At 68.1% G+C, this 19,846-nt stretch carries 22 protein-coding genes and 1 riboswitch; of the genes, 10 read left to right on the top strand and 12 right to left on the bottom strand.

Annotated features, from left to right (window positions below; translation table 11 throughout):
• Nucleotides 1-35 precede the first annotated feature (35 nt).
• From H9656_RS06640 to H9656_RS06650, 3 genes are read left to right on the top strand one after another with little or no spacing between them, the layout of a single operon-like run.
• Complete coding sequence (locus tag H9656_RS06640) at nt 36-665, top strand: Tat pathway signal sequence domain protein (protein ID WP_191743385.1); 630 nt, start codon at nt 36-38, stop codon at nt 663-665.
• Between the two features lie 3 nt (nt 666-668).
• Nucleotides 669-2,468, top strand: coding sequence for an arginine--tRNA ligase (gene argS, locus H9656_RS06645; protein WP_191743386.1), 1,800 nt, complete (start codon nt 669-671; stop codon nt 2,466-2,468).
• 38 nt (nt 2,469-2,506) lie between these two features.
• Complete coding sequence (locus H9656_RS06650; RefSeq protein ID WP_191743387.1) at nt 2,507-3,517, top strand: adenosine deaminase; 1,011 nt, start codon at nt 2,507-2,509, stop codon at nt 3,515-3,517.
• A gap of 386 nt (nt 3,518-3,903) precedes the next feature.
• On the opposite strand, the gene pncA is transcribed toward H9656_RS06650, so the two are convergent.
• Complete coding sequence (gene pncA, locus H9656_RS06655) at nt 3,904-4,536, bottom strand: bifunctional nicotinamidase/pyrazinamidase (RefSeq protein WP_191743388.1); 633 nt, start codon at nt 4,534-4,536, stop codon at nt 3,904-3,906.
• A gap of 4 nt (nt 4,537-4,540) precedes the next feature.
• Nucleotides 4,541-5,509 (bottom strand): class 1 fructose-bisphosphatase, encoded by a 969-nt coding sequence (locus tag H9656_RS06660; protein WP_191743389.1) that lies wholly within the window; start codon nt 5,507-5,509, stop codon nt 4,541-4,543.
• Between the two features lie 114 nt (nt 5,510-5,623).
• Nucleotides 5,624-5,720, top strand: a riboswitch (glycine riboswitch).
• A 160-nt stretch (nt 5,721-5,880) separates the two neighbouring features.
• Between H9656_RS06660 and gcvT the strand changes: the two genes are divergently transcribed.
• The 6 genes from gcvT to H9656_RS06690 all read left to right on the top strand — a co-directional run bounded on the left by gcvT (nt 5,881) and on the right by H9656_RS06690 (nt 11,676).
• Nucleotides 5,881-6,993: a glycine cleavage system aminomethyltransferase GcvT gene (gcvT, locus tag H9656_RS06665; protein WP_191743390.1), complete on the top strand. Its 1,113-nt coding sequence runs from the start codon at nt 5,881-5,883 to the stop codon at nt 6,991-6,993.
• An 86-nt stretch (nt 6,994-7,079) separates the two neighbouring features.
• Entirely contained in the window at nt 7,080-7,445 is a 366-nt protein-coding gene (gcvH, locus tag H9656_RS06670) for a glycine cleavage system protein GcvH (RefSeq protein ID WP_191743391.1), read from the top strand.
• 120 nt (nt 7,446-7,565) lie between these two features.
• Nucleotides 7,566-8,912, top strand: coding sequence for an aminomethyl-transferring glycine dehydrogenase subunit GcvPA (gene gcvPA / locus H9656_RS06675; protein ID WP_191743392.1), 1,347 nt, complete (start codon nt 7,566-7,568; stop codon nt 8,910-8,912).
• Between the two features lie 15 nt (nt 8,913-8,927).
• The gene (gene gcvPB / locus H9656_RS06680; protein ID WP_191743393.1) at nt 8,928-10,505 is read left to right on the top strand and encodes an aminomethyl-transferring glycine dehydrogenase subunit GcvPB; all 1,578 of its coding nucleotides are present in this window, start codon (nt 8,928-8,930) and stop codon (nt 10,503-10,505) included.
• 258 nt (nt 10,506-10,763) lie between these two features.
• Nucleotides 10,764-11,087: a PGPGW domain-containing protein gene (locus tag H9656_RS06685; RefSeq protein WP_191743394.1), complete on the top strand. Its 324-nt coding sequence runs from the start codon at nt 10,764-10,766 to the stop codon at nt 11,085-11,087.
• A gap of 118 nt (nt 11,088-11,205) precedes the next feature.
• On the top strand, nt 11,206-11,676 hold the full coding sequence (locus tag H9656_RS06690; protein ID WP_191743395.1) for a DUF6789 family protein: 471 nt from the start codon (nt 11,206-11,208) through the stop codon (nt 11,674-11,676).
• Between the two features lie 111 nt (nt 11,677-11,787).
• On the opposite strand, the gene H9656_RS06695 is transcribed toward H9656_RS06690, so the two are convergent.
• From H9656_RS06695 to H9656_RS06740, 10 genes are all read right to left on the bottom strand, one after another.
• The gene (locus H9656_RS06695; RefSeq protein WP_191743396.1) at nt 11,788-12,303 is read right to left on the bottom strand and encodes a F0F1 ATP synthase subunit B; all 516 of its coding nucleotides are present in this window, start codon (nt 12,301-12,303) and stop codon (nt 11,788-11,790) included.
• Nucleotide 12,304: 1 nt separating this feature from the next.
• The gene (locus H9656_RS06700; RefSeq protein ID WP_025978383.1) at nt 12,305-12,877 is read right to left on the bottom strand and encodes a F0F1 ATP synthase subunit B family protein; all 573 of its coding nucleotides are present in this window, start codon (nt 12,875-12,877) and stop codon (nt 12,305-12,307) included.
• Between the two features lie 80 nt (nt 12,878-12,957).
• The gene (locus H9656_RS06705) at nt 12,958-13,182 is read right to left on the bottom strand and encodes a F0F1 ATP synthase subunit C (RefSeq protein WP_003168985.1); all 225 of its coding nucleotides are present in this window, start codon (nt 13,180-13,182) and stop codon (nt 12,958-12,960) included.
• A gap of 58 nt (nt 13,183-13,240) precedes the next feature.
• Nucleotides 13,241-14,029: a F0F1 ATP synthase subunit A gene (locus H9656_RS06710; protein WP_025978384.1), complete on the bottom strand. Its 789-nt coding sequence runs from the start codon at nt 14,027-14,029 to the stop codon at nt 13,241-13,243.
• 5 nt (nt 14,030-14,034) lie between these two features.
• The gene (locus H9656_RS06715) at nt 14,035-14,406 is read right to left on the bottom strand and encodes an AtpZ/AtpI family protein (protein WP_024353399.1); all 372 of its coding nucleotides are present in this window, start codon (nt 14,404-14,406) and stop codon (nt 14,035-14,037) included.
• Between the two features lie 153 nt (nt 14,407-14,559).
• Nucleotides 14,560-15,243: an SMC-Scp complex subunit ScpB gene (gene scpB, locus H9656_RS06720; RefSeq protein ID WP_191743397.1), complete on the bottom strand. Its 684-nt coding sequence runs from the start codon at nt 15,241-15,243 to the stop codon at nt 14,560-14,562.
• Nucleotides 15,244-15,390: 147 nt separating this feature from the next.
• Nucleotides 15,391-16,215, bottom strand: a complete 825-nt coding sequence (locus tag H9656_RS06725; protein WP_087140843.1) for a segregation and condensation protein A — start codon at nt 16,213-16,215, stop codon at nt 15,391-15,393.
• Nucleotides 16,216-16,231: 16 nt separating this feature from the next.
• On the bottom strand, nt 16,232-17,281 hold the full coding sequence (gene nagZ, locus H9656_RS06730) for a beta-N-acetylhexosaminidase (RefSeq protein WP_191743398.1): 1,050 nt from the start codon (nt 17,279-17,281) through the stop codon (nt 16,232-16,234).
• Between the two features lie 13 nt (nt 17,282-17,294).
• Entirely contained in the window at nt 17,295-18,116 is an 822-nt protein-coding gene (locus tag H9656_RS06735; protein WP_191743399.1) for an SPOR domain-containing protein, read from the bottom strand.
• Nucleotides 18,117-18,202: 86 nt separating this feature from the next.
• Nucleotides 18,203-19,417, bottom strand: coding sequence for a deoxyguanosinetriphosphate triphosphohydrolase (locus H9656_RS06740; RefSeq protein WP_404821556.1), 1,215 nt, complete (start codon nt 19,415-19,417; stop codon nt 18,203-18,205).
• 87 nt (nt 19,418-19,504) lie between these two features.
• Between H9656_RS06740 and erpA the strand changes: the two genes are divergently transcribed.
• On the top strand, nt 19,505-19,846 hold the full coding sequence (gene erpA, locus H9656_RS06745) for an iron-sulfur cluster insertion protein ErpA (protein ID WP_318240620.1): 342 nt from the start codon (nt 19,505-19,507) through the stop codon (nt 19,844-19,846).

Consider the following 19,846-nt stretch of genomic DNA (forward strand, 5'->3'; position numbering starts at 1 on the left):
TCGGCCCGCCTTCATCGACTGCCGGAAAGCTCCTGATGCGTCGCGTCCTGACCGCCCTCGCCGCCCTTTCTCTTACGGCCGCGCTGATCCCCCACGCCGCCGAGGCCCAGAGCAGGGGCCAGGGACAGCAGGCTGAAAAGGCGCCGGCGCGCCCGATGCGTTTCGCTCCGCTCAACCGCCGCGCCAACGCCGGCCCCTGCCCCTATGTGAAGATTCTGTACGACGCCGCCCGCTACGTCGAACTGTCGGACTATGAGCGTCCCACGACCACCGGCGTCGGCTTCACCGGCGAGATCGAAGGCGTGACCTCGGACTGCACCTATCGCGAAGACGATCCGATCCGTCTGGACATGAATTTGCTGTTCAGCCTGGGCAAGGGTCCGCAGGCGCAGGGCGACGCCCGCACCTATCGCTACTGGATCGCCGTGACCGAGCGGAACTCCGCCGTTCTGGCCAAGGAATATTTCGATCTGCCGGTGACCTTCGGCGGCGCCGACCGCACCCAGGCCGAGGCCAGCCAGACCATCGTCATCCCGCGCGCCGAGGCCACCACCAGCGGCGGCCACTTCGAGGTCCTGATCGGCTTTGAGGTCACGCCCGAAATGGCCGAGTTCAACCGTTCCGGCAGCCGCTTCCGCCCGACTGCGGGCCAACAGACCAACTAAGACATGACCGACCTCAAGACTTCTCTCAGCGAAGCGGTCGGGGCCGCCTTCGCCGCCGAAGGCGTGGACAAGGCCCTGGCCCGCGTCACCGCGTCCGACCGTCCCGACCTAGCCGACTTCCAGTCGAACGGCGCCTTGGCCGCCGCCAAGGCGCTGAAGGCCAATCCGCGCGAACTGGCCGCCAAGGTGGCCGAGCGTCTGGCCGCCGACCCGCGCCTGGCCTCGGTCGAGGTCGCCGGTCCCGGCTTCATCAACATGAAGCTGTCGAACGCCGCCCTGGCCCAGCGCGCGGCCGAGGTCGCGGCTGACGAAGAACTTGCCGGCGCTTCGCGCGTCGAGCCACGCAAGGTGGTCATCGACTACGGCGGCCCGAACGTGGCCAAGCCGATGCACGTCGGCCACCTGCGCAGCGCCATCATCGGCGAGAGCCTGAAGCGGCTGTTCCGCCTGCGCGGCGACGAAGTGGTTGGCGACGCCCACTTCGGCGACTGGGGATTCCAGATGGGCCTGCTGATCACGGCCTGCGGCGACGAGGGTCTGGCTGACGCCTTCATGGCCGAGGGCGACGGCCCCTTCCCGGCCGAGACGCCGGTGACGCTGGCCGATCTCGACCGCCTCTATCCGCTGGCGGCAGGCAAGGCCAAGGAAGACCCCGCCTTCCGCGACCGCGCCCGCAAGGCGACCGCCGAACTGCAGGGCGGGCGCCCCGGCTATCGCGCCCTGTGGCGCCACTTCGTCGCCGTCAGCCGCGAGGCGCTGAAGCGCGAGTATGACGACCTGTCGGTCGACTTCGACTTGTGGAACGGCGAAAGCGACGCAGATCCCCTGATGGACGAGATGATCGCCGACCTGAAGGCCAAGGGCCTGCTGGTCGAGGACGACGGCGCCCAGGTGGTTCACGTCGCCCGCGACGGCGAGACGCGCAAGAAGAAGCTGGCCGACGGCTCGGTGATCGAGGCCCCCTCGCCCCCGCCGCTGCTGGTCATCAGCTCGGAAGGCTCGGCCATGTACGGCACGACCGACCTGGCCACGATCCTGGACCGCAAGAAGTCGATCGGCCCCGACCTGATCCTCTACGTCGTCGACGAGCGTCAGGCCGAGCATTTCGAACAGGTCTTCCGCGCCGCCTATCTGGCCGGCTATGCGCCTGAGAAGTCGCTGGAGCACCTCGGCTTCGGCACCATGAACGGCGCCGACGGCAAGCCCTTCAAGACCCGCGCGGGCGGCGTCCTGAAGCTGCGCGACCTGATCGATCAGGCGACGGAAAAAGCGCGCGAGCGCCTGCATGAGGCCAAGCTGGGCGACGACCTGCCCGCCGAAGAGTTCGAGGACATCGCCCACAAGGTGGCGGTGGCCGCGCTGAAGTTCTCGGACCTGTCGAACAACCGCACCACCAGCTACGTCTTCGACCTCGACCGCTTCATGAGCTTCGAGGGCAAGACCGGCCCCTATCTGCTGTATCAGGCCGTGCGGGTGAAATCCCTGCTGCGCAAGGCGGCCGAACAGGGCGTGGCGCTGGCCCCCATCGTCATCGAGGAAGCCGCCGAACGCGATCTGGCCCTGACGCTGGACGCCTTCGACGCGGCCACGGCCGACGCCTATGACAAGCGCTCGCCCAACCTGATCGCCGAGCACGCCTATCGGCTGGCGCAGAGCTTCTCGAAATTCTACGCCGCCTGCCCGATCCTGGTCGCGCCGGACGATGCGACCAAGGGCTCGCGCCTGGCTCTGGCCGCCGCGACCCTGCACCAGTTGGAGACGGCGCTGCGCCTGCTGGGCATCGAGACGCCCGAGCGGATGTAATGTGATAAGGGGGAAGCGACCGCCAAGGAGCCTCCCCCATGTCCCTCGACGCCTTCATCGCCGGCCTGCCCAAGGCCGAGTTGCACCTGCACATCGAAGGCAGTCTTGAACCCGGACTGATGTTCGAGCTGGCGCAGAGGAACGGCGTCGCCATCCCCTATGACAGCGTCGAGGCCGTGCGCGCGGCCTATGATTTCTCGAACCTGCAGGACTTCCTCGACATCTATTACGCGGGCGCGGCCGTGCTGCTGACCCGTCAGGATTTCGAGGATCTGGCCTTCGCCTATTTCCAGCGCGCCGCCGCCGATAACGTCCGCCACGCCGAGATCTTCTTCGATCCCCAGACCCACACCGACCGGGGCGTGCCCTTCGCCGTCATGGTCGAGGGCCTGATCGCGGGCATGGACCGGGCCAAGGCCGAGCTGGGCGTGACCAGCGGCCTGATCCTCAGCTTCCTGCGCCACCTCAGCGAAGACGAAGCCTTCGCCACCCTGGAGGCCGGCAAGCCGTACCTGCACCACTTCATCGGCGTCGGACTGGATTCGTCCGAGGTCGGCCACCCGCCGTCGAAGTTCCAGCGCGTCTTCGCCGCCGCCCGCGAACTGGGCCTGAAGCTGTGCGCCCACGCCGGCGAGGAAGGCCCGCCCGAATACGTCCGCGAGGCGCTGGATCTGCTGCACATCGACCGCATGGACCACGGCAACCGCTCGATGGAGGACGAGGCCCTGATCACGCGTCTGGCCGCCGAGCAGATGACCCTGACGGTCTGCCCCCTGTCGAACCTGAAGCTTCGCGTGGTCAAGGATCTGAAGGACCACCCGGTCCCCGAGATGCTGCGCCGGGGCCTGCACGTCACCCTGAACTCGGACGACCCGTCCTATTTCGGCGGCTATGTGAACGCGAACTACAGCCAGTTGGCCGAGGCGGTCGGCCTGACGCGCGAACAGGTGGTGCAACTGGCAAAGAACAGTTTCGAGGGCAGCTTCCTCGGCGATGCCGACAAGGCCGCGCGGATCGCCGAGGTCGAGGCCTACGCGGCGGCGAACTGAGCATGCTCACCAAAATAATCGGCCTGACCGCCTTCGTCCTATTGGCTGCAGCAAAGCTCTGCTGGTTCAACGTCACGGTGCGTTCAGCCCGCCTTCGTCATCGCGGCATAGGTCGTGGGCAGCGCGTGTGGGGCAAGGGATGGAGCCCTATGAACATCCCTGCTTTCGCTTTCGTCTATTCCGACGACCATCGCGCTTTCAACAGCCCCAGCATTACTGCGACTGTCTGGATGCTACGCCTTCTCATACCAGCAATCGCGGCATGCTCTTCAGCTTTCGTGTGGCTTGTTTTCACCCACTCAAGCTGAACGGCCAACGATAAAGGGTGCACCTTACTCCCATAGCCCACCGGTCGCATGCCCGCAGAATATAGGGAGATAGGCGCTTTAGCCGAGAAGCAATCCGGCTTCGATCTCGGCAACCTCCAGCGCGGCGAAACTGGCCTTGGCCGCCGCCGCCGTGTCCGGCGCGATCGCGCGGCAGGCGTCTTCGATGACCACGGCCTCGAACCCTTCCCGCATCGCGTCCTCGGCGGTGAAGCGGACGCAGTAGTCATAGGCCAGGCCGCACAGGAAGACGCGCTTCACGCCCAGATCGCGCAGCAGGCCCGCCAGACCCGTCGCCGTCCTGTGGTCGTTCTCATAAAAGCCGGAATAGGAATCGACCGCCGGATTATAGCCCTTGCGGACCACGGCCAGCGCCTTGGTCACGGCAGGCGCTGCGTCGGGATGGAAGTCCGCCCCCGGCGTCCCCTGCACGCAGTGATCCGGCCACAGCATCTGAGGACCATAGGCCACCTCGATCTGCGTGAAGGGCGCCGCACCGGCATGGTTGGAGGCGAAGCTGATCTGATCCGGCGTATGCCAGTCCTGGGTGGCGATGACGGTCGCGAACCGCTCGGCCAGTTGGTTGATCAAAGGCATGATCGCCGCCCCGCCCTGCACCGCCAGGGCGCCGCCCTCGCAGAAGTCGTTCTGGGCGTCGATGACCAGGAGCGCGTCGGTGGCGGCGATCTCCATGGCGTCAGGCCGCCGCGATCTGGTCGACTTCGTTGGCCGAGCCGAGGACGACCGGCACCCGCTGGTGCAGTTCGGTCGGGATCACGTCCATGATGGCCTGTTTGCCATCCGTGGCGGACTTGCCGCCCGCCTGCTCGACCAGGAAGGACATGGGGTTGCCTTCGTACATGAGGCGCAGCTTGCCCGGCTTGTTCGGCTCGCGCTTGTCCCACGGATAGAGGAAGACGCCGCCGCGCATCAGGATGCGGTGCACGTCGGCGACCATCGCCGCGACCCAGCGCATGTTGAAATTCTTGCCGCGCGGGCCGTCAGCGCCCTTCAGGCAGCCGTCGACGTAGCGCTGGACGCTCTCGGCCCAGTGGCGCTGGTTCGACATGTTGATGGCGAACTCTTTCGTATCCGCCGGGATGCGGATGTCCTCATGCGTCATCAGCCAGCGGCCGTCGGGCGCCAGGGTGAAGCCCGCCACCCCCTTGCCCGTGGTCAGCACCAGCATGGCCTGACCGGCGTAGACGGCGTAGAGCGCCGCGACCTGCTGACGGCCGGATTGCAGGAAGTCGGCCTCGCTCGGCTGGGCCGACGGCGCCTTCAGCACCGAGACGATGGTGCCGACCGGCGCATTGATGTCGATGTTGGAGGAGCCGTCCAGCGGGTCGAACAGCACCAGATACTCGCCCGCCGCATTTGCCGAGGGCTGCACCGTGTCCTTTTCCTCGGACGCCACGCCCGCCACGGCCGGGCAGGCCAGCAGGGCCTCGGTCAGCAGATCGTCGGCGATGACGTCGAGCTTCTTCTGCTCTTCGTCCTGCACATTGACGGCGCCCGATGCGCCCAGGGCGCCGACCAGGGCGCCGCCCGCCACCACCTGGCGGATCTCGACGCAGGCGGCGGCCGCCGTCATCAGCGTCGCGACCAGTCCCTGCGGCAGGTCGAGGGAGGCGAGGTGGGCGGCGAGATCGGTGCGGGCGGTCATGACGTCCTTCAAATCCTGTGGGCGAAGCGCGGTTCCGCCCCTCATGGCCCTTCGGATCGGTCGCGGCAAGTCCGGCGCCGCTTGACTCTGCGCCGGAGTCGGGGCCTTAGGTCGAACGCTCTCGCGGGAGAGATCGGGACCGTTCGCGGCGCCCGGAGCCGAAGGCGCAACCGCCCCGGAAACGCTCAGGCAAAAGGACCGCGAAAGCGCACGGACGCTGGAAAGTCGCTGACGGATCGGAGGGTCCCGACGCGCGCCGACGGAGCAAGGCCGAGCCTTTTCGGGAACGGTCGGAATCTCTCAGGCTTCGAGACAGCGGGGGCGCGACGACGGCGAAGCTATCGCCGCAACACGCGACCGGAGGCGACGCCATGAGCGATCAGGCCCTTAAGACCACCCCCCTCAACGCCGCGCATCGCGCGCTGGGCGCCCGCATGGTCGGCTTCGGCGGCTATGACATGCCGGTCCAGTATGAAGGGGTGCTGGCCGAGCACCGCTGGACCCGCGAGCACGCCGGCCTGTTCGACGTCTCCCACATGGGCCAGGCCAAGATCACCGGCGCCGACGCCATCAAGCAGTTCGAACGCTTCGTGCCCGGCGACTATGAGATCGTGAAGCCCGGCAAGCAGAAATACACCCTGCTGCTGAACTCGCAGGGCGGCGTCATGGACGACCTGATGGCGGGCAAGCCGTTCGAGGACGGTCTCTACATCGTGGTCAACGCGGGCAACAAGGATGCGGACTTCGCCTTCCTGAACGCCGAGCTGTCGGGCGACGCCAAGCTGGAGGTGCTGGACCGCGCCTTGCTGGCCATCCAGGGCCCGGAGGCGGCCGAGGTCATGGCCGCACACTCAGCCGAACTGGCCGACATGGGCTTCATGGACTGCCGCGCCATTCGCCTGTTCGACGAAGACTGCATCGTCTCGCGCTCGGGCTACACCGGCGAGGACGGCTATGAGATTTCGCTGCCCAACGCCGCCGCCGAGCGGGTGTGGAACCTGCTGCTGTCGGACGCGCGGGTGAAGCCGGTCGGCCTGGGCGCGCGCGACTCCTTGCGTCTGGAAGCCGGCCTGCCGCTGCATGGCCACGACGTCGACGCCGAGACCACCCCGGTCGAGGCTGGCCTGACCTTCGCCCTGTCCAAGTCGCGCAAGGAGCGCGCCGACTTCGCTGGGGCTGAGACCATCCTGAAGCAGTTGGCCGACGGGCCGGCCCGCGTCCGCGTGGGCCTGCACGTCAAGGAAGGCGCCCCGGCCCGCGAAGGCGCCGAGATCGCCGACATGGACGGCGCCGTGATCGGCAAGATCACCTCGGGCGGCCCCTCGCCGACGCTGGGGCGCAACATCGCCATGGGCTACGTCCCGCCGGCCTTCGCCGAGCTGGGCACTGAGCTGAAGGCTCTGGTGCGCGGCCGTCCGGCCGCCGCCGAAGTCGTCGCCACCCCCTTCGTGGCGACCCGCTACTATCGGAAGCCGAAGGCCTAACGCCTTTCCTTCCGCTCCTCGGCGCAGGGCCGGGGTAGACGCCTTGAAACAAAGCCTGGGCCACAGGCTCTATGAGGAAGACCAAGATGAAGTTCACCAAGGATCACGAGTGGGTTCGCCTGGACGGCGACGTCGCCACGGTCGGCATCTCCAAGCACGCCGCTGACGCCCTGGGCGACGTGGTGTTCGTTGAGACGCCGGAAGCCGGCAAGACCGTCGCCGTCGGCGACAGCTTCGCCGTCGTGGAATCGGTCAAGGCCGCCTCGGACGTCTACGCCCCCATCGCGGGCGAAGTGATCGAGGGCAACGCCGTGCTGGCGACCGCCCCGGAAACCGTCAACGCCGACGCCGAGGGCGAAGGCTGGTTCGCCAAGATCAAGGTGTCCGACGCCTCGGTGCTGGACGGCCTGATGGACCGCGCCGCCTACGACGCCTACCTGACCACCCTCTAAGTTCCGCTGTCGTCCCGGACGGCGCGGCGCGCCGGTCCGGGGTCGCCGGATTTCCCGCCGCTTGAAGCGCTCCCGGAGCGTCGCGCCCCGCGACCTCCGGGATGCCGCCGAGGACCTGTAATGCGCTACCTCCCCCTGACGCCCGACGACCGTGAGGCCATGCTGGCCGCCATCGGCGCCGACTCCATCGACGACCTGTTCATCGACGTGCCGCAGGCCGCGCGCCGCGACGGCTTCGTCGACCTGCCCCGCGTGGCGGGCGAACTGGAGGTCGAACGCGCCCTCGGCGCCATGGCGGGCAAGAACGCCACGGCCGGCACGGTGCCCTTCTTCTGCGGCGCCGGCGCCTATAAGCACCACGTCCCGGCCACCGTGGACCATGTGATCCAGCGGTCGGAGTTCCTGACCAGCTACACCCCCTATCAGCCGGAAATCGCGCAAGGGACCCTGCAGTACCTGTACGAGTTCCAGACCCAGGTCGCGAACCTGACCGGCATGGAAGTCGCCAACGCCTCGCTTTATGACGGCTCGACCGCCATGGCCGAGGGCGTGCTGATGGCCACCCGCGTGACCCGCCGCAACAAGGCCGTCATCTCGGGCGGCGTCCACCCGCACTACGTCAAGGCGACCGAGACCGTGGTCCACGCCGTCGGCGTCGAGACCCAGGCGCTGACGCCCGCGGTCGACGCCGAAGACGCCGTCATCGCCGCCATCGACAAGGACACGGCCTGCGTCGTCGTCCAGACCCCGAACGTGTTCGGCACCGCCACCGACGTGACCAAGATCGCCGAGGCCGCCCAGGCTGCGGGCGCCCTGCTGATCGTCGTGGTGACCGAGGCCGTGTCGATGGGCCTGCTGAAATCGCCGGGCGAAATGGGCGCCGACATCGTCGCGGCCGAGGGCCAGTCGATCGGCAACGCCCTGAACTTCGGCGGCCCCTACATCGGCCTGTTCGCCACCCGCGAGAAGCTGCTGCGCCAGACGCCCGGCCGCTACTGCGGCGAGACGGTGGACGCCGACGGCAAGCGCGGCTTCGTCCTGACCCTGTCGACGCGCGAGCAGCACATCCGCCGCGACAAGGCGACCTCGAACATCTGCACCAACTCTGGGCTCTGCTGCCTGGCGTTCAGCATCCACATGAGCCTGCTGGGCGAGACGGGCCTGCGCCAGCTGGCTCTGCTCAACCACGAGAAGGCGCTCGCCACCCGCGACGCCCTCGCCGCCATTCCGGGCGTCGAGATCCTGACCCCGCGCTTCTTCAACGAGTTCGCGGTCAAGCTGCCGAAGAACGCCGCTGATGTGGTGCAGACGATGGCCGACAACGGCGTTCTGTGCGGCGTGCCCTACAGCCGCCTGAACCCGGATGCGGGCCTGGACGACGTCCTGCTGGTCGCCGCCACCGAGACGACGCTGGACGCCGACATCAAGATCCTGGCGGGTGCGCTCGCCAAGGTCCTGGCCGCCTAAGGGGAGATTGGAATCATGAGCACGATGAACACTGTCGGCCGTCCGACCGCCCCCAACGAAGGCCTGGACGCCAACTACAAGCCCGCCACCCTGACCGGCGGGCGCGGCCTGCTTCAGGACGAGCCGCTGATCTTTGAAGGCGAAGGCTGGGGCAAGACCGGCGTCGATCTGCCGAAGCCCGCCAACGACGGCTCGGACCTGGGCGACCTGGTCCGCAAGGATCCGATCGGCCTGCCCGGCCTGTCGGAGCCCGAGGCCATGCGCCACTATGTGCGCCTGAGCCAGAAGAACCACGCCATCGACCTGGCCGTCTATCCGCTGGGCTCGTGCACGATGAAGCACAACCCGCGCCTGAACGAGAAGATGGCGCGCCTGCCGGGCTTCTCGGACATCCACCCGCTGCAGCCGCAGTCGACGGTGCAGGGCGCGCTGGAGCTGATGGACCAGTTGGCCCACTGGCTGACGACACTGACGGGGATGCCCGCTGTGGCCCTGTCGCCCAAGGCGGGCGCCCACGGCGAACTGTGCGGCCTGATGGCCATCCGCGCCGCCCACCAGGCCAAGGGCGAGCATGAGCAGCGCCGCAAGGTGCTGGTCCCGACCTCGGCGCACGGCACCAACCCGGCCACCGCCGCCTTCGTCGGCTATTCGGTCGTCGAAGTGGCCCAGACTGACGACGGTCGCGTCGACGTGGCCGATCTGGCCGCCAAGCTGGGTCCGGACGTGGCGGCCATCATGGTCACCAACCCGAACACCTGCGGCCTGTTCGAGCGCGACATCCTGGAGATCAGCCGCCTGACCCACGAGGCGGGCGCCTACTTCTATTGCGACGGCGCCAACTTCAACGCCATCGTCGGCCGGGTGCGCCCCGGCGACCTGGGCGTCGACGCCATGCACATCAACCTGCACAAGACCTTCTCGACGCCGCACGGCGGCGGCGGTCCGGGCGCTGGTCCGGTCGTGCTGTCGGAAGCCCTGGCCCCGTTCGCGCCCGCGCCGTGGGTCGTGAACACGGGCGACGGCTACAAGCTGGTCGAGCGCGAGGAAGACGAGGCCGAACAGGCCTTCGGCCGCCTGTGCGCCTTCCAGGGCCAGATGGGCATGTATGTGCGCGCCCTGTCCTACATGATGAGCCACGGCTCGGACGGCCTGCGTCAGGTCGCCGAGGACGCCGTCCTGAACGCCAACTACATCAAGGCCCGCCTTGAGGACCTGATGAGCCCGGCCTTCCCCGAAGGCCCGTGCATGCACGAGGCCCTGTTCGACGACGAATGGCTGAAGGGCACGGACATCACCACGCTCGACTTCGCCAAGGCGATGATCGACGAGGGCTTCCACCCGATGACCATGTATTTCCCGCTGGTCGTCCATGGCGCCATGCTGATCGAGCCGACCGAGACGGAGTCCAAGGCCGAGCTGGATCGCTTCATCGAGGCCATGCGCCTGCTGGCGGGCGCCGCCAAGGCCGGTGACGTCGACCGCTTCAAGGGCGCCCCCTTCCATGCGCCCCTGCGGCGCCTGGACGAGACCCGCGCCGCCCGCGCGCCGCGCCTGCGCTGGTCTGCGCCGGAAGGCTCCAACCGGGCCGGTTGATCGGTCCTGCAAGCCTGAATGCAAGGAACGCCGTGTCTTTCGGGACACGGCGTTCTTCATTTATGGGCCGACTTACAAAAGCGTCATGGCGACGCCGCCTTTCGGCCTTGTCTCGTGCGTTTACTGATCATCGGCCCTCCCCTGGCCGACCGAACCCTATTCCGAGACGCCCGCCCCGTGACCCTCGTCCTGCCATCGCTGCGCCCGCCTCCGCCGCCCCGTCCAGGGCTGGCGCGCCGTCTGCGCCGGCTGGGTCTCATGGCCGTCGGTTTCGTGGTCATCCTGCTGGGCATCATCATAGCCCCTCTGCCCGGCCCCGGCGGCGTGCCCGTCATCGCCCTGGGTCTGGTGATCGTGCTGCGCAACTCCTGGTGGGCCAAGCGACAGTTCATCCGCGCCCAGCGCGCGCGGCCGAAATGGGTCTATCCCTTCCGCCGCCTGATGCGGAAGAAGCCCGAGATCGCCCCGGTCTTCTGGCAGCAGACCCTGCGCGCCGAAAAGATGGTGTTGCGCCGCCGTCGACGCCCGCTGGCGCGCTTTCGCCGGCGCCTGCGCCGGACCTGGCGCGCCTTCCGCCAATAAAGGCCAAGCTAAGGCTCACACGGGAATGTGAACGAGGTTCACTCCCGAGCGCCCCTGAACGGCGTATGCTCTCCCTCGCGTAGTCTCGAAGTTGAAAGCGTTGGGAGGCGCTGTTCACATGATGTCACGCGTAAAAAAGGGAATCATCGCCGGCTTCGTCGCTACCGTCGCGGTTTCCGTGCTTGAGCTCGCCAATCTCTTTCTCAATCACATGTTCGACCCCTTCCCGGGGATCGTCGCTCAGATGTTCGGCATGCCGGGCAATATGGCGGCCGGGTGGGCCATCCACCTGGTCATGGGCACCTTCGTCCTGGGGTCATTGTTCGGCGTCGTCTATCCGCGACTGCCGACCGCCACGCCGATCACCAAGGGCATCGTCTTCGCCGTGGGCGCCTGGGTGGCCATGATGTTGGTCATCACCATGGTGGGTGACTACCGGACCTTCACCGGCTCGTCGGGCTTCGGCACCATTGGCTGGATGCTGGCGCTGCATATGGTCTTCGGCGCCGTCCTGGGCAACGTCTACGCCCGGCTGGTCGAACGCGAGAAGCGGGGCGCCGCTCCGATTGGGGCCGCTCCGGCACACTAGGGGGCCATCGAAACCGTCCTCGATCCCGACAACCGGATCCTGAACAGCAAAAGGCCCCGCCGGCGACGGCGGGGCCTGATGCTTTCTGGGGCTGATCGATCGCCTGCGCGATCAGTTCAGCTTGCCGCCAATCTGGCCGATGGCCTGATCCAGCAGCGGGTCGGTCTTGGCGCCGGCGATGCGGGCGGCCAGGATCTGTTGCGCGGCCTTGGCGGCCAGGTCGGCGGCCGCAGCCTTGACCTCTTGCGTAGCCTCGGCCTCAGCCTGGGCGATCCGGCGCTCGGCCAGAGCCTGACGGCGAGCGGTCGATTCCTCGATACGCGCCTTGGCTTCGGCTTCAAGACGCTTGGCGTCCGCTTCGGCGGTGGCCAGCAGGTCGGCGGCCTGGGCCTCGGCCTCGGCCTTCTCCTGACGGATCTGGGCCAGCATGGCTTCAGCTTCGGCGCGCAGGCGAGCGGCCTCGTCCAGGTCGCCCTGGATCTTGGCGGCCTTGGCGTCCAGGCTGGTGGCGACCAGCTTGGGCACGCCCGCCATCACCACGATGGCGATGAAGATCAGCAGGCCGACGGCGACCCACAGTTCAGGGTTGGCGACATCATAGAAATGGCCGGTCAGGAAGGCGGGCATATCAGGCGGCTCCCTTGATGGCGGCGGCCAGTTCGGCGTCGGTCGCGGCCTTGCCGGTCAGACGCTCGAGCATGGCGCCCGCCGCGTCTGAGGCGATGGTCGAGACGTTCGCCATGGCGGCGTCGCGGGTCTTGGCGATGGCGCCTTCGGCTTCGGCGATGCGCGCGTTGACCACGGCTTCATCGGCGGCCAGGCGCGCATTGAATTCTTCGGTGACGCGCTGCTTGGCGGCGACAGCGGTCGCGCGGGCGTCGGCGCGGGCCTTGTCCACCTCGGCGCGGGCGGCCTCGGCTTGAGCGGCCGCTTCGGTCTGGACCGAGCGGGCGGCGGCGATCGCGGTGTCGATCGTGTCGGCGCGTTCGTCCATCACCTTGCGCAGGCGCGGGGCGAAGACCTTGGCGACCAGGACGTACAGAAGGACGAACAGGATCAGCAGATAGCCGATCTGGCCCGCCCAGTGCTGGAATTCGAACTGGGGCAGACCGCCCGAGGCATGCTCGGCCGTCGCCTGCGTCTCCGCATGGAGGTCGCCCGGCGCCGGGGTCTGAACGTCAAGTGTGGGTGTGCTGGCCATGAACCGTCTTCGCTAGATCAGGACAGCGGCGCGCAGGTCAGGCCCGCGCGCCGCCGATTCTGAGAGATCGTGGGCTGGGATCAGCCGAAGATCATCAGGACGCCCAGCACGAAGGCCAGGATGCCCAGGGCTTCGGCCAGAGCCGCGCCGACGAACAGGTTGCCGACTTGCGAGGCGGCAGCAGCCGGGTTGCGCAGAGCGCCGGCCAGGAAGTTGCCGAAGATGTTGCCGACGGCCAGGGCCGAGCCGATCATGCCGAGGGTGGCCAGACCAGCGCCGATGTACTTAGCGGCTTCAGCGTCCATGATGATTTCCTAATTTCTTGGAGCGTTGGAGGGTAGGGTTACGAACTGAACTCAAGCCTTAGTGGCCATCGCCCAGGTTGACCACATCGTTGAGGTAGATGCAGGTCAGAACGGTGAAAACGAAGGCCTGAAGGAAGGCCACCAGGAACTCAAGCGCCGTCATCGCCACGACCATGCCCAGCGACAGGGCCGCCACCGGGATGAAGGCGTAGGCCAGGCCGCCGGTGACGATGGCCACCGCGCCCAGCTGAACGACGAACTGGGCGAAGATCTTCAGCGCCACGTGACCGCCCAGCATGTTGCCGAACAGACGAAGGGCCAGGGTGGCCGGGCGCAGCAGGAAGGAGACGAACTCGATCAGGCCGACGACCGGGCGCAGCAGCAGCGGCGCGCCTGCGGGCCAGAACAGCTTCAGGAAGCCGACGCCGTTCTTGACCAGACCGACCACGACAACCGTCAGGAAGGAGATCAGGCCCAGGGTGACGGTCACGGCCAGTTGCGAGGTGGCGGTGAAGGTCAGGAACATGCCCAGCAGGTTCATCGACAGAACCATCAGGAACATGGTGAAGGCGAAGGGGAAGTATTTGCGGCCTTCGTGCCCGATGATGGAGTTGGCCAGGTTGTCGACCATGCCGAACAGGCTTTCGCCCGCCGCCTGCATCCGGCCCGGAACCACCTTGGCGCCCGAGGTCGCCAGGGCCAGGAAGCCCACCACGCCGGCGAAGGCGATGGTCATGGCCACGTGCGAATTGGTGATCGCGATCACCTGCTCGCCCAGGACGGGAACATTGACCGTGCCGAACTCTACGAGCGGCTTGACCTCAAATTGTTCAATCGGACCGGCCATTAAGCCTATCGTTCCCTGTTTTCTTCGTCAGCCTCGACGATAGGTTCGCCCTGTTGGGGCAAACCCGCCGCCTTGGCCTGCGCCATCAGCCGGTTGGCTGTGCGGCGCGCCATATAAACCGATAAGGCGAAGCCCAGAAGGACCCCGCCTACAACGCCTATCGGCGTCGTCCCGAACAGCCGGTCGACGCCAAAACCAAGTGCAAGACCGATCAGCACCCCGCCCAGCAGTTCGGCGATGATGCGATAGGCCTGGCCGACCACCTTCTGCGCAGCGACCTCGACGGACTTGTCCGCCTGAACCTTCGCCTCCAGCGCGGATGCGCTTTGGTGGAGGCGTTTGATCGCCTCTTCGCGCGATTCCTTCGTCGGGGACATGGGCCTGTTTGGTCAGCGCCCGGCCGGGGCCGGATCGGGTCTGAATTTCGGCGCGGAACCTATAGGCGGGAGGCCTTCAGGTCAAGGCGGCCTCCTTGGGACTTAAGTCCATGAGTTTTCGCGGTTTCTTGTGAGCGCGACGATCCGTCCCGGCTAAGGTTGCGACTCTTCGTCCTCGCTGATGAAATCCTGGGCGAATTCGGGGGTCCCGCCGTCCAGTCCCGTCAGCAGATCCTCGCCCTCGTCCTCGCCGGCGCGCGAGGGGTCCGGCACCTCAAAACCGACCGGCATGGACAGGTCCAGCAGGCCCGCCGCCTTCATCTCCTGCACGCCCGGCAGGTCATAGAGGCTCGCCAGACTGAAATGCTCCAGGAAGCGGTCGGTCGTGGCGTAGGTCACCGGCCGTCCGGGCGTACGGCGCCGCCCGCGCAGGCGCACGAAGTCCATCTCCAGCAGCAGGTCCAGCGTTCCCTTCGACAGAGAGACGCCGCGCACGCTCTCGATCTCGGCGCGCGTGCAGGGCTGGTGATAGGCGATGATGGCCAGGGTCTCGAGCGCGGCCTTGGACAGGCGGCGCGGCTCCTCGCGCTCCTCGGTCATCAGGAAGCCGAGGTCGGGCGCGGTGCGGAACCGCCAGCGCTCGGCCACGCAGTCCAGCTCGACGCCCCTGCCCTGATAACGCTCCTGAAGCGCGGTCAGCGCGCCGCCGACGTCGGCGCCTTGCGGCAGGCGGCGGGCGATCTCGGCCAGCGACAACGGCGCGGCGGCGGCGAACAGCAGGGCCTCGACGCGGCGTTCGATCTCGAGGTGATCGGGGGTGAAGTCGAGGTCAGACATGGACGCCTCCCTCCCCGCTCATCTCGACGAAGGCCGGGACCCAGATGCAGGCACCCCGCCAGCAAGGCGGGCGGCGCCTGACGGTGCTGGTGTCGAGTCTTACAATCTGGGTCCCGGCCTTCGCCGGGATGAGCGGTTGAAGGCGGCTCACGGCGTCAGCTCCAGCGGCTGGCCGAGCCCTCTGCGCTTCAGCCACACCGCGTCGAATGGCCGCTCCTGGCGGATGTCCATGCCGCCTTCCTTCACCAGCTCCAGACTGGCCGACAGGGTGGAGGCGGTATAGCTGGCCTGGCTGGGACCTTCCTGCCCGTCCGGCTTCTGCGGCGCCACGCGCTCCAGCGGCGTCCATTCGGCCAGGCGCGGCATGATCTCGCGCAGCCAGTCGCGCGCTGCCTCCAACTGGAAGGCCTCGACCCGCTGGCCGGGGGCGTATTTGCGGCGCTCTTCGCGGCGGCGTTGGGCGACATAGGCGCTCATCAGCTCATAAAGGCTGGCGTCCACCCGGTCGGACGGGATGATGACGGTCGCCTGCGGGTCGCCGCGCGTGAAGACATCGCGCTTCAGCTGCGGGCGGCTGGTGATGGCCTCCACCGCCGTGCGCATGGCCTCCAGCTTCTGCAGGCGGAAGGCCAGGGCGGCGGCGATCTCCTCGGCCGGCGGCTCCTCCGGCTTGTCCTTCTCGTTGCGCGGGATCAGCAGGCGCGACTTCAGATAGGCCAGCCACGACGCCATCACCAGATAGTCGGCCGCCAGCGCGAAATTCCGCCGCCGCGCCTCATGCACGAAGGCCAGATACTGTTCGGCCAGGCGGGTGATGGACAGCTTGAGCAGGTCCACCTTCTGCGTCCGCGCGAGGGCCAGAAGGACGTGCAGCGGGCCTTCATAGCCCTCCAGGTCGACGACAAAGGCCTCCTGCGCCTCGACCTGTTCGACGGCGGTGAAGTCGAGATTCGGCTGGAAGGCCTCGCTCATGCGCCCTCCCCGGCGATCACCCTTGCGCCTCGCCCACGTCCGGCCCCTTGGCGGCGTCGAAGCGGCCGCTCAGGGCCGCCTCCAGCCGGGCGCGGCCCTCGGCGACATCCAGCGGCTCGGGCGCACGCACGATGCGGTTCAGCGCGGCCTCGGCGCGGCGCTTGGCCCCGCCTTTCAGCTTCTTCGTTCCCTCGGCGACGGCGGCCATCTCCGTCAGGTCGCCGTTGCAGTGAAGCACCACGTCGCAACCCGCCTTCAGCGACTGCTCCGCCCGCTCGGTCAGCGTCCCCGACAGGGCCTGCATCGACAGGTCGTCGGACATGATCAGACCGGAGAAGCCCAGCCGTTCGCGCATCAGGCGGATCGCCTTCTTCGACGTGGTGGCGGGGCGCTTGGCGTCGACGGCGGTGAAGACCACGTGGGCCGTCATCGCCATCGGCATGTCCGACAGAGCCTTGAACGGGGCGAAGTCCCAGGCGTCCAGTTCCTCGATCGCCGTCTCGACCACCGGCAGGTCGTGGTGGCTGTCCGAGAAGGCGCGGCCGTGGCCGGGGATGTGCTTGATGATCGGCAGGACGCCGCCCGCCAGCAGGCCCTCGGCGGCGGCCCGGCCCAGTTGGGTCACGGTCGCCGGGTCCTGGGCATAGGCGCGGTCGCCGATGATGTCGTGGGCGCCCGGCACCGGCACGTCCAGCACCGGGACGCAGTCGACGTTGATGCCCAGCTCGCGCAGGTCATGGGCGATCAGGCGCGCGCCTAGCCGCACCAGTTCGCGCGCCGCCGCCGGGTCGTTAGTCGCCTTCAGATAGGCGGCGCCCGGCGGATATTTCGGCCAGTGCGGCGGTCCGAGGCGCTGCACCCGGCCGCCCTCCTGATCGATCAGCACCGGGGCGTCGTCGCGCCCCACGCTGTCGCGCAGCTCGGACACCAGCGCCTTGACCTGTTCGGGGCTGTCCACGTTGCGGCGGAACAGGATGAAGCCCCACGGCTTGGCCTCGGCGTAAAAGGCGCGCTCCTCCGCCGTCAGCCTGTGGCCGGAGCAGCCGTAGATGGCGGCGGAGGTCATGTGCGCTCGCCCCTTAGCGGACGATGCAGTCGCGGCCCGCAGCCTTCAGCGCATTGCAGAAGGCGACGGCGCGTTCACGGCTCATGCCGGTGAAGGTGGTGCGGTAGACGGTCGAACCGTTGGAGGCGGTGACTTCCTGAACGCGCTTCTCGGCGCCCGAGGCGTACTGGCCGAAGCGCGCTGCAACGGCGGCGTATTCGCGGTCGGCGATGGCGGTCGAGGAGAAGGCGCCGATCTGGACGCCGGACGATCCACCGGCCGCGGCCGGGGCCGGCGCGGGCGCCGGGGTCGGCGTCGGAGCCTTCGTCGCCGGAGCCGGCGTTGCGGGGGCCGGCGCAGGTGCAGCGGGCGCCTTGGTCGCCGGCGCAGGCGCGGCGGGGGCCAGGGGCGAGGATTCAACCGGCGCGGCCGGGGTCGTCGGCGCGGGGCGCGGCAGCACCTCTTCCGGGCCCGGAGTGAAGGTCGGCGCGGCATCGGACGGCTCGCCGCCGTCGCGATAGACGCGGATGTCGGCCTCAGGGTCGATCGGCTGCGCGTCCAGCGGCGCCTCGACCTTCATGCTTTCGACCGGCGTGCCGACGGCCGGCGGCGCATCCGTCGAGGAGCGCACGCCCGAGCGGTAGAAGACCACCACGGCCACGATCAGCAGAAGCAGGACGATGGCGCTGATGATCAGGGTGATCGGCGGCGACTTGGCGGCCGGCGCCCGGCGCGGGTCATAGCCGCCGCGCGTAAAGGGCAGATCATCGTCGGTCGGCGGCGTATAGGCGCCCCGGTCGCGGCCCCCATTCGGCCCAGCGTTGGGGTTGCCTCGGTGATCGTCGTCGTAGGACATGGGTCGCGCCTTGGTGGTCGTGGGACACGCGCGCGAATCGGCGCGCCTCGGCGCTCAGTCTAACGCGCCGCGAAGCCGTTCTCGAATCACAGATCGAGGGCGAGGTCGAGACTGAACAGCTTGCGATGCACCTCGATGGCGTAACGATCTGTCATCCCGGCGATGTAGTCGCACACGGCCCGCGCCCGCGCGTTCTGGTCGTCGGTCAGGGCCGAGGCCTGCCACTCGGGCGGCATCACCTCCGGCTCGGCCATGAACAGCTGGAACAACTGGGCCAGCACCCGGCGCGCCTGACTGCGGGTTCGGTTGACGCGGTAATGGCGGTACATCCGCTCGAACAGGAAGCGCCGCAGCACCGCCAACTCGGCCATCATGCCGACCGAGAACTGGACCAGGGTCTCGGGCGCGTTGCGGACATCCTCGACAGTCTCGATCCGATGCTTGGCCAGACGGGCTGAGGTCTCGGCGAGAACGTCGTCGACCATGACCCCGATCATGCGGCGCACCGCCTCCAGCCGCAGCATCCGCTCATCGATATGCGGCCAGTCGGCGCGCGCGCTGGCGATGCAGCGCCCGATCAGGGGCACGTCGGCCAGGTCGGCCAGGCTGAACAGCCCCGCCTGCACCCCGTCGTCCACGTCGTGGTTGTTATAGGCGATGTCGTCGGCGATGGCCGCGCACTGGGCCTCCAGCGAGGCGAAGGTGCCCAGACGCAGGTCCCAGTCGGCGTCGCCGCAGGGCGCATAGGCGGCGACCGCCTTCCACGCCGGGTCCGACAGCAGGTGCGCCACCGGACCGTTGTGCTTGACCACGCCCTCGACCGTCTCCCAGCTGAGGTTAAGGCCGGGGAAGCCGGGATAGCGGGTCTCCAGCTCGGTCACGACGCGGAAGCTCTGGACGTTGTGGTCGAAGCCGCCGAAGGCCTTCATCTGTTCGTGCAGCTCGTCCTCGCCCGCGTGGCTGAACGGCGGGTGGCCCAGGTCGTGGGCCAGGGCCACCGTCTCGGCCAGATCGTCGTCCAGCCGCAGGGCGTGGGCCAGCGAGCGGGCGATCTGCGCCACCTCGAGGCTGTGCGTCAGCCGGGTGCGATAGTGGTCCCCCTCATGCGCCACGAAGACCTGCGTCTTCTCCTTCAGGCGGCGGAAGGCGGTGGCGTGGATGATGCGGTCCCGGTCGCGGGCGAAGGCGGTGCGGGTGCGGCTGGCGGGCTCGAAAACATGGCGGCCGCGGCTCGCGGCGGGGTTTTCGGCGTAGGAAACGCGGGGCAGGCTCAAGGCGGCAGCACTTCGTGATGGCGACAGGCCTTTGCGAACGCCTGTCAGACCCTCATATAGAGGGCTGTGAGCACCGTCCAACCTACAGAATCAGACCGCGACCTGTCGCTGTCGATCGCAACCCGGTCGCCCGAAGGCATCACGCTGGCCGAAAGCGGCGCGCGCCGCCTGTCCAAACTGTCCGAGACCGAAGGCAAGCAGGTCCTTCTGCGCGTCGCCGTGGACGGCGGCGGCTGCTCGGGATTCCAATACCGCTTCGAGCTGGTGGACGGTCCCGAGGCCGACGATCTGGTGGTGCGCCGCGACGGTCAGGCCGTGGTCATCGACCCGGTGTCCGTACCCTTCCTGAAGGATTCAGAGATCGCCTTCGTCGATGAACTGGCCGGGGCCCAGTTCGTGATCCGCAATCCCAACGCATCCTCAAGCTGCGGCTGCGGCGTCAGCTTCTCGATCTGA

Source organism: Brevundimonas guildfordensis, assembly GCF_014836405.1.
In the GTDB taxonomy this organism is placed as follows: domain Bacteria; phylum Pseudomonadota; class Alphaproteobacteria; order Caulobacterales; family Caulobacteraceae; genus Brevundimonas; species Brevundimonas guildfordensis.

Excerpts from the sequence above, each read along its gene's own strand:
- scpB (WP_191743397.1), bottom strand. The coding sequence starts at position 15,243 with ATGTCTGACCTCGACTTCACCCCCGATCACCTCGAGATCGAACGCCGC.
- H9656_RS06690 (WP_191743395.1), top strand. The coding sequence starts at position 11,206 with ATGATGTCACGCGTAAAAAAGGGAATCATCGCCGGCTTCGTCGCTACC.
- H9656_RS06735 (WP_191743399.1), bottom strand. The coding sequence starts at position 18,116 with ATGTCCTACGACGACGATCACCGAGGCAACCCCAACGCTGGGCCGAAT.
- H9656_RS06685 (WP_191743394.1), top strand. The coding sequence starts at position 10,764 with ATGGCCGTCGGTTTCGTGGTCATCCTGCTGGGCATCATCATAGCCCCT.
- H9656_RS06640 (WP_191743385.1), top strand. The coding sequence starts at position 36 with ATGCGTCGCGTCCTGACCGCCCTCGCCGCCCTTTCTCTTACGGCCGCG.
- H9656_RS06695 (WP_191743396.1), bottom strand. The coding sequence starts at position 12,303 with ATGCCCGCCTTCCTGACCGGCCATTTCTATGATGTCGCCAACCCTGAA.
- gcvH (WP_191743391.1), top strand. The coding sequence starts at position 7,080 with ATGAAGTTCACCAAGGATCACGAGTGGGTTCGCCTGGACGGCGACGTC.
- nagZ (WP_191743398.1), bottom strand. The coding sequence starts at position 17,281 with ATGACCTCCGCCGCCATCTACGGCTGCTCCGGCCACAGGCTGACGGCG.
- pncA (WP_191743388.1), bottom strand. The coding sequence starts at position 4,536 with ATGGAGATCGCCGCCACCGACGCGCTCCTGGTCATCGACGCCCAGAAC.
- argS (WP_191743386.1), top strand. The coding sequence starts at position 669 with ATGACCGACCTCAAGACTTCTCTCAGCGAAGCGGTCGGGGCCGCCTTC.
- H9656_RS06705 (WP_003168985.1), bottom strand. The coding sequence starts at position 13,182 with ATGGACGCTGAAGCCGCTAAGTACATCGGCGCTGGTCTGGCCACCCTC.
- gcvT (WP_191743390.1), top strand. The coding sequence starts at position 5,881 with ATGAGCGATCAGGCCCTTAAGACCACCCCCCTCAACGCCGCGCATCGC.
- H9656_RS06725 (WP_087140843.1), bottom strand. The coding sequence starts at position 16,215 with ATGAGCGAGGCCTTCCAGCCGAATCTCGACTTCACCGCCGTCGAACAG.
- gcvPB (WP_191743393.1), top strand. The coding sequence starts at position 8,928 with ATGAGCACGATGAACACTGTCGGCCGTCCGACCGCCCCCAACGAAGGC.
- H9656_RS06700 (WP_025978383.1), bottom strand. The coding sequence starts at position 12,877 with ATGGCCAGCACACCCACACTTGACGTTCAGACCCCGGCGCCGGGCGAC.
- H9656_RS06710 (WP_025978384.1), bottom strand. The coding sequence starts at position 14,029 with ATGGCCGGTCCGATTGAACAATTTGAGGTCAAGCCGCTCGTAGAGTTC.
- gcvPA (WP_191743392.1), top strand. The coding sequence starts at position 7,566 with ATGCGCTACCTCCCCCTGACGCCCGACGACCGTGAGGCCATGCTGGCC.
- H9656_RS06650 (WP_191743387.1), top strand. The coding sequence starts at position 2,507 with ATGTCCCTCGACGCCTTCATCGCCGGCCTGCCCAAGGCCGAGTTGCAC.
- H9656_RS06660 (WP_191743389.1), bottom strand. The coding sequence starts at position 5,509 with ATGACCGCCCGCACCGATCTCGCCGCCCACCTCGCCTCCCTCGACCTG.
- H9656_RS06715 (WP_024353399.1), bottom strand. The coding sequence starts at position 14,406 with ATGTCCCCGACGAAGGAATCGCGCGAAGAGGCGATCAAACGCCTCCAC.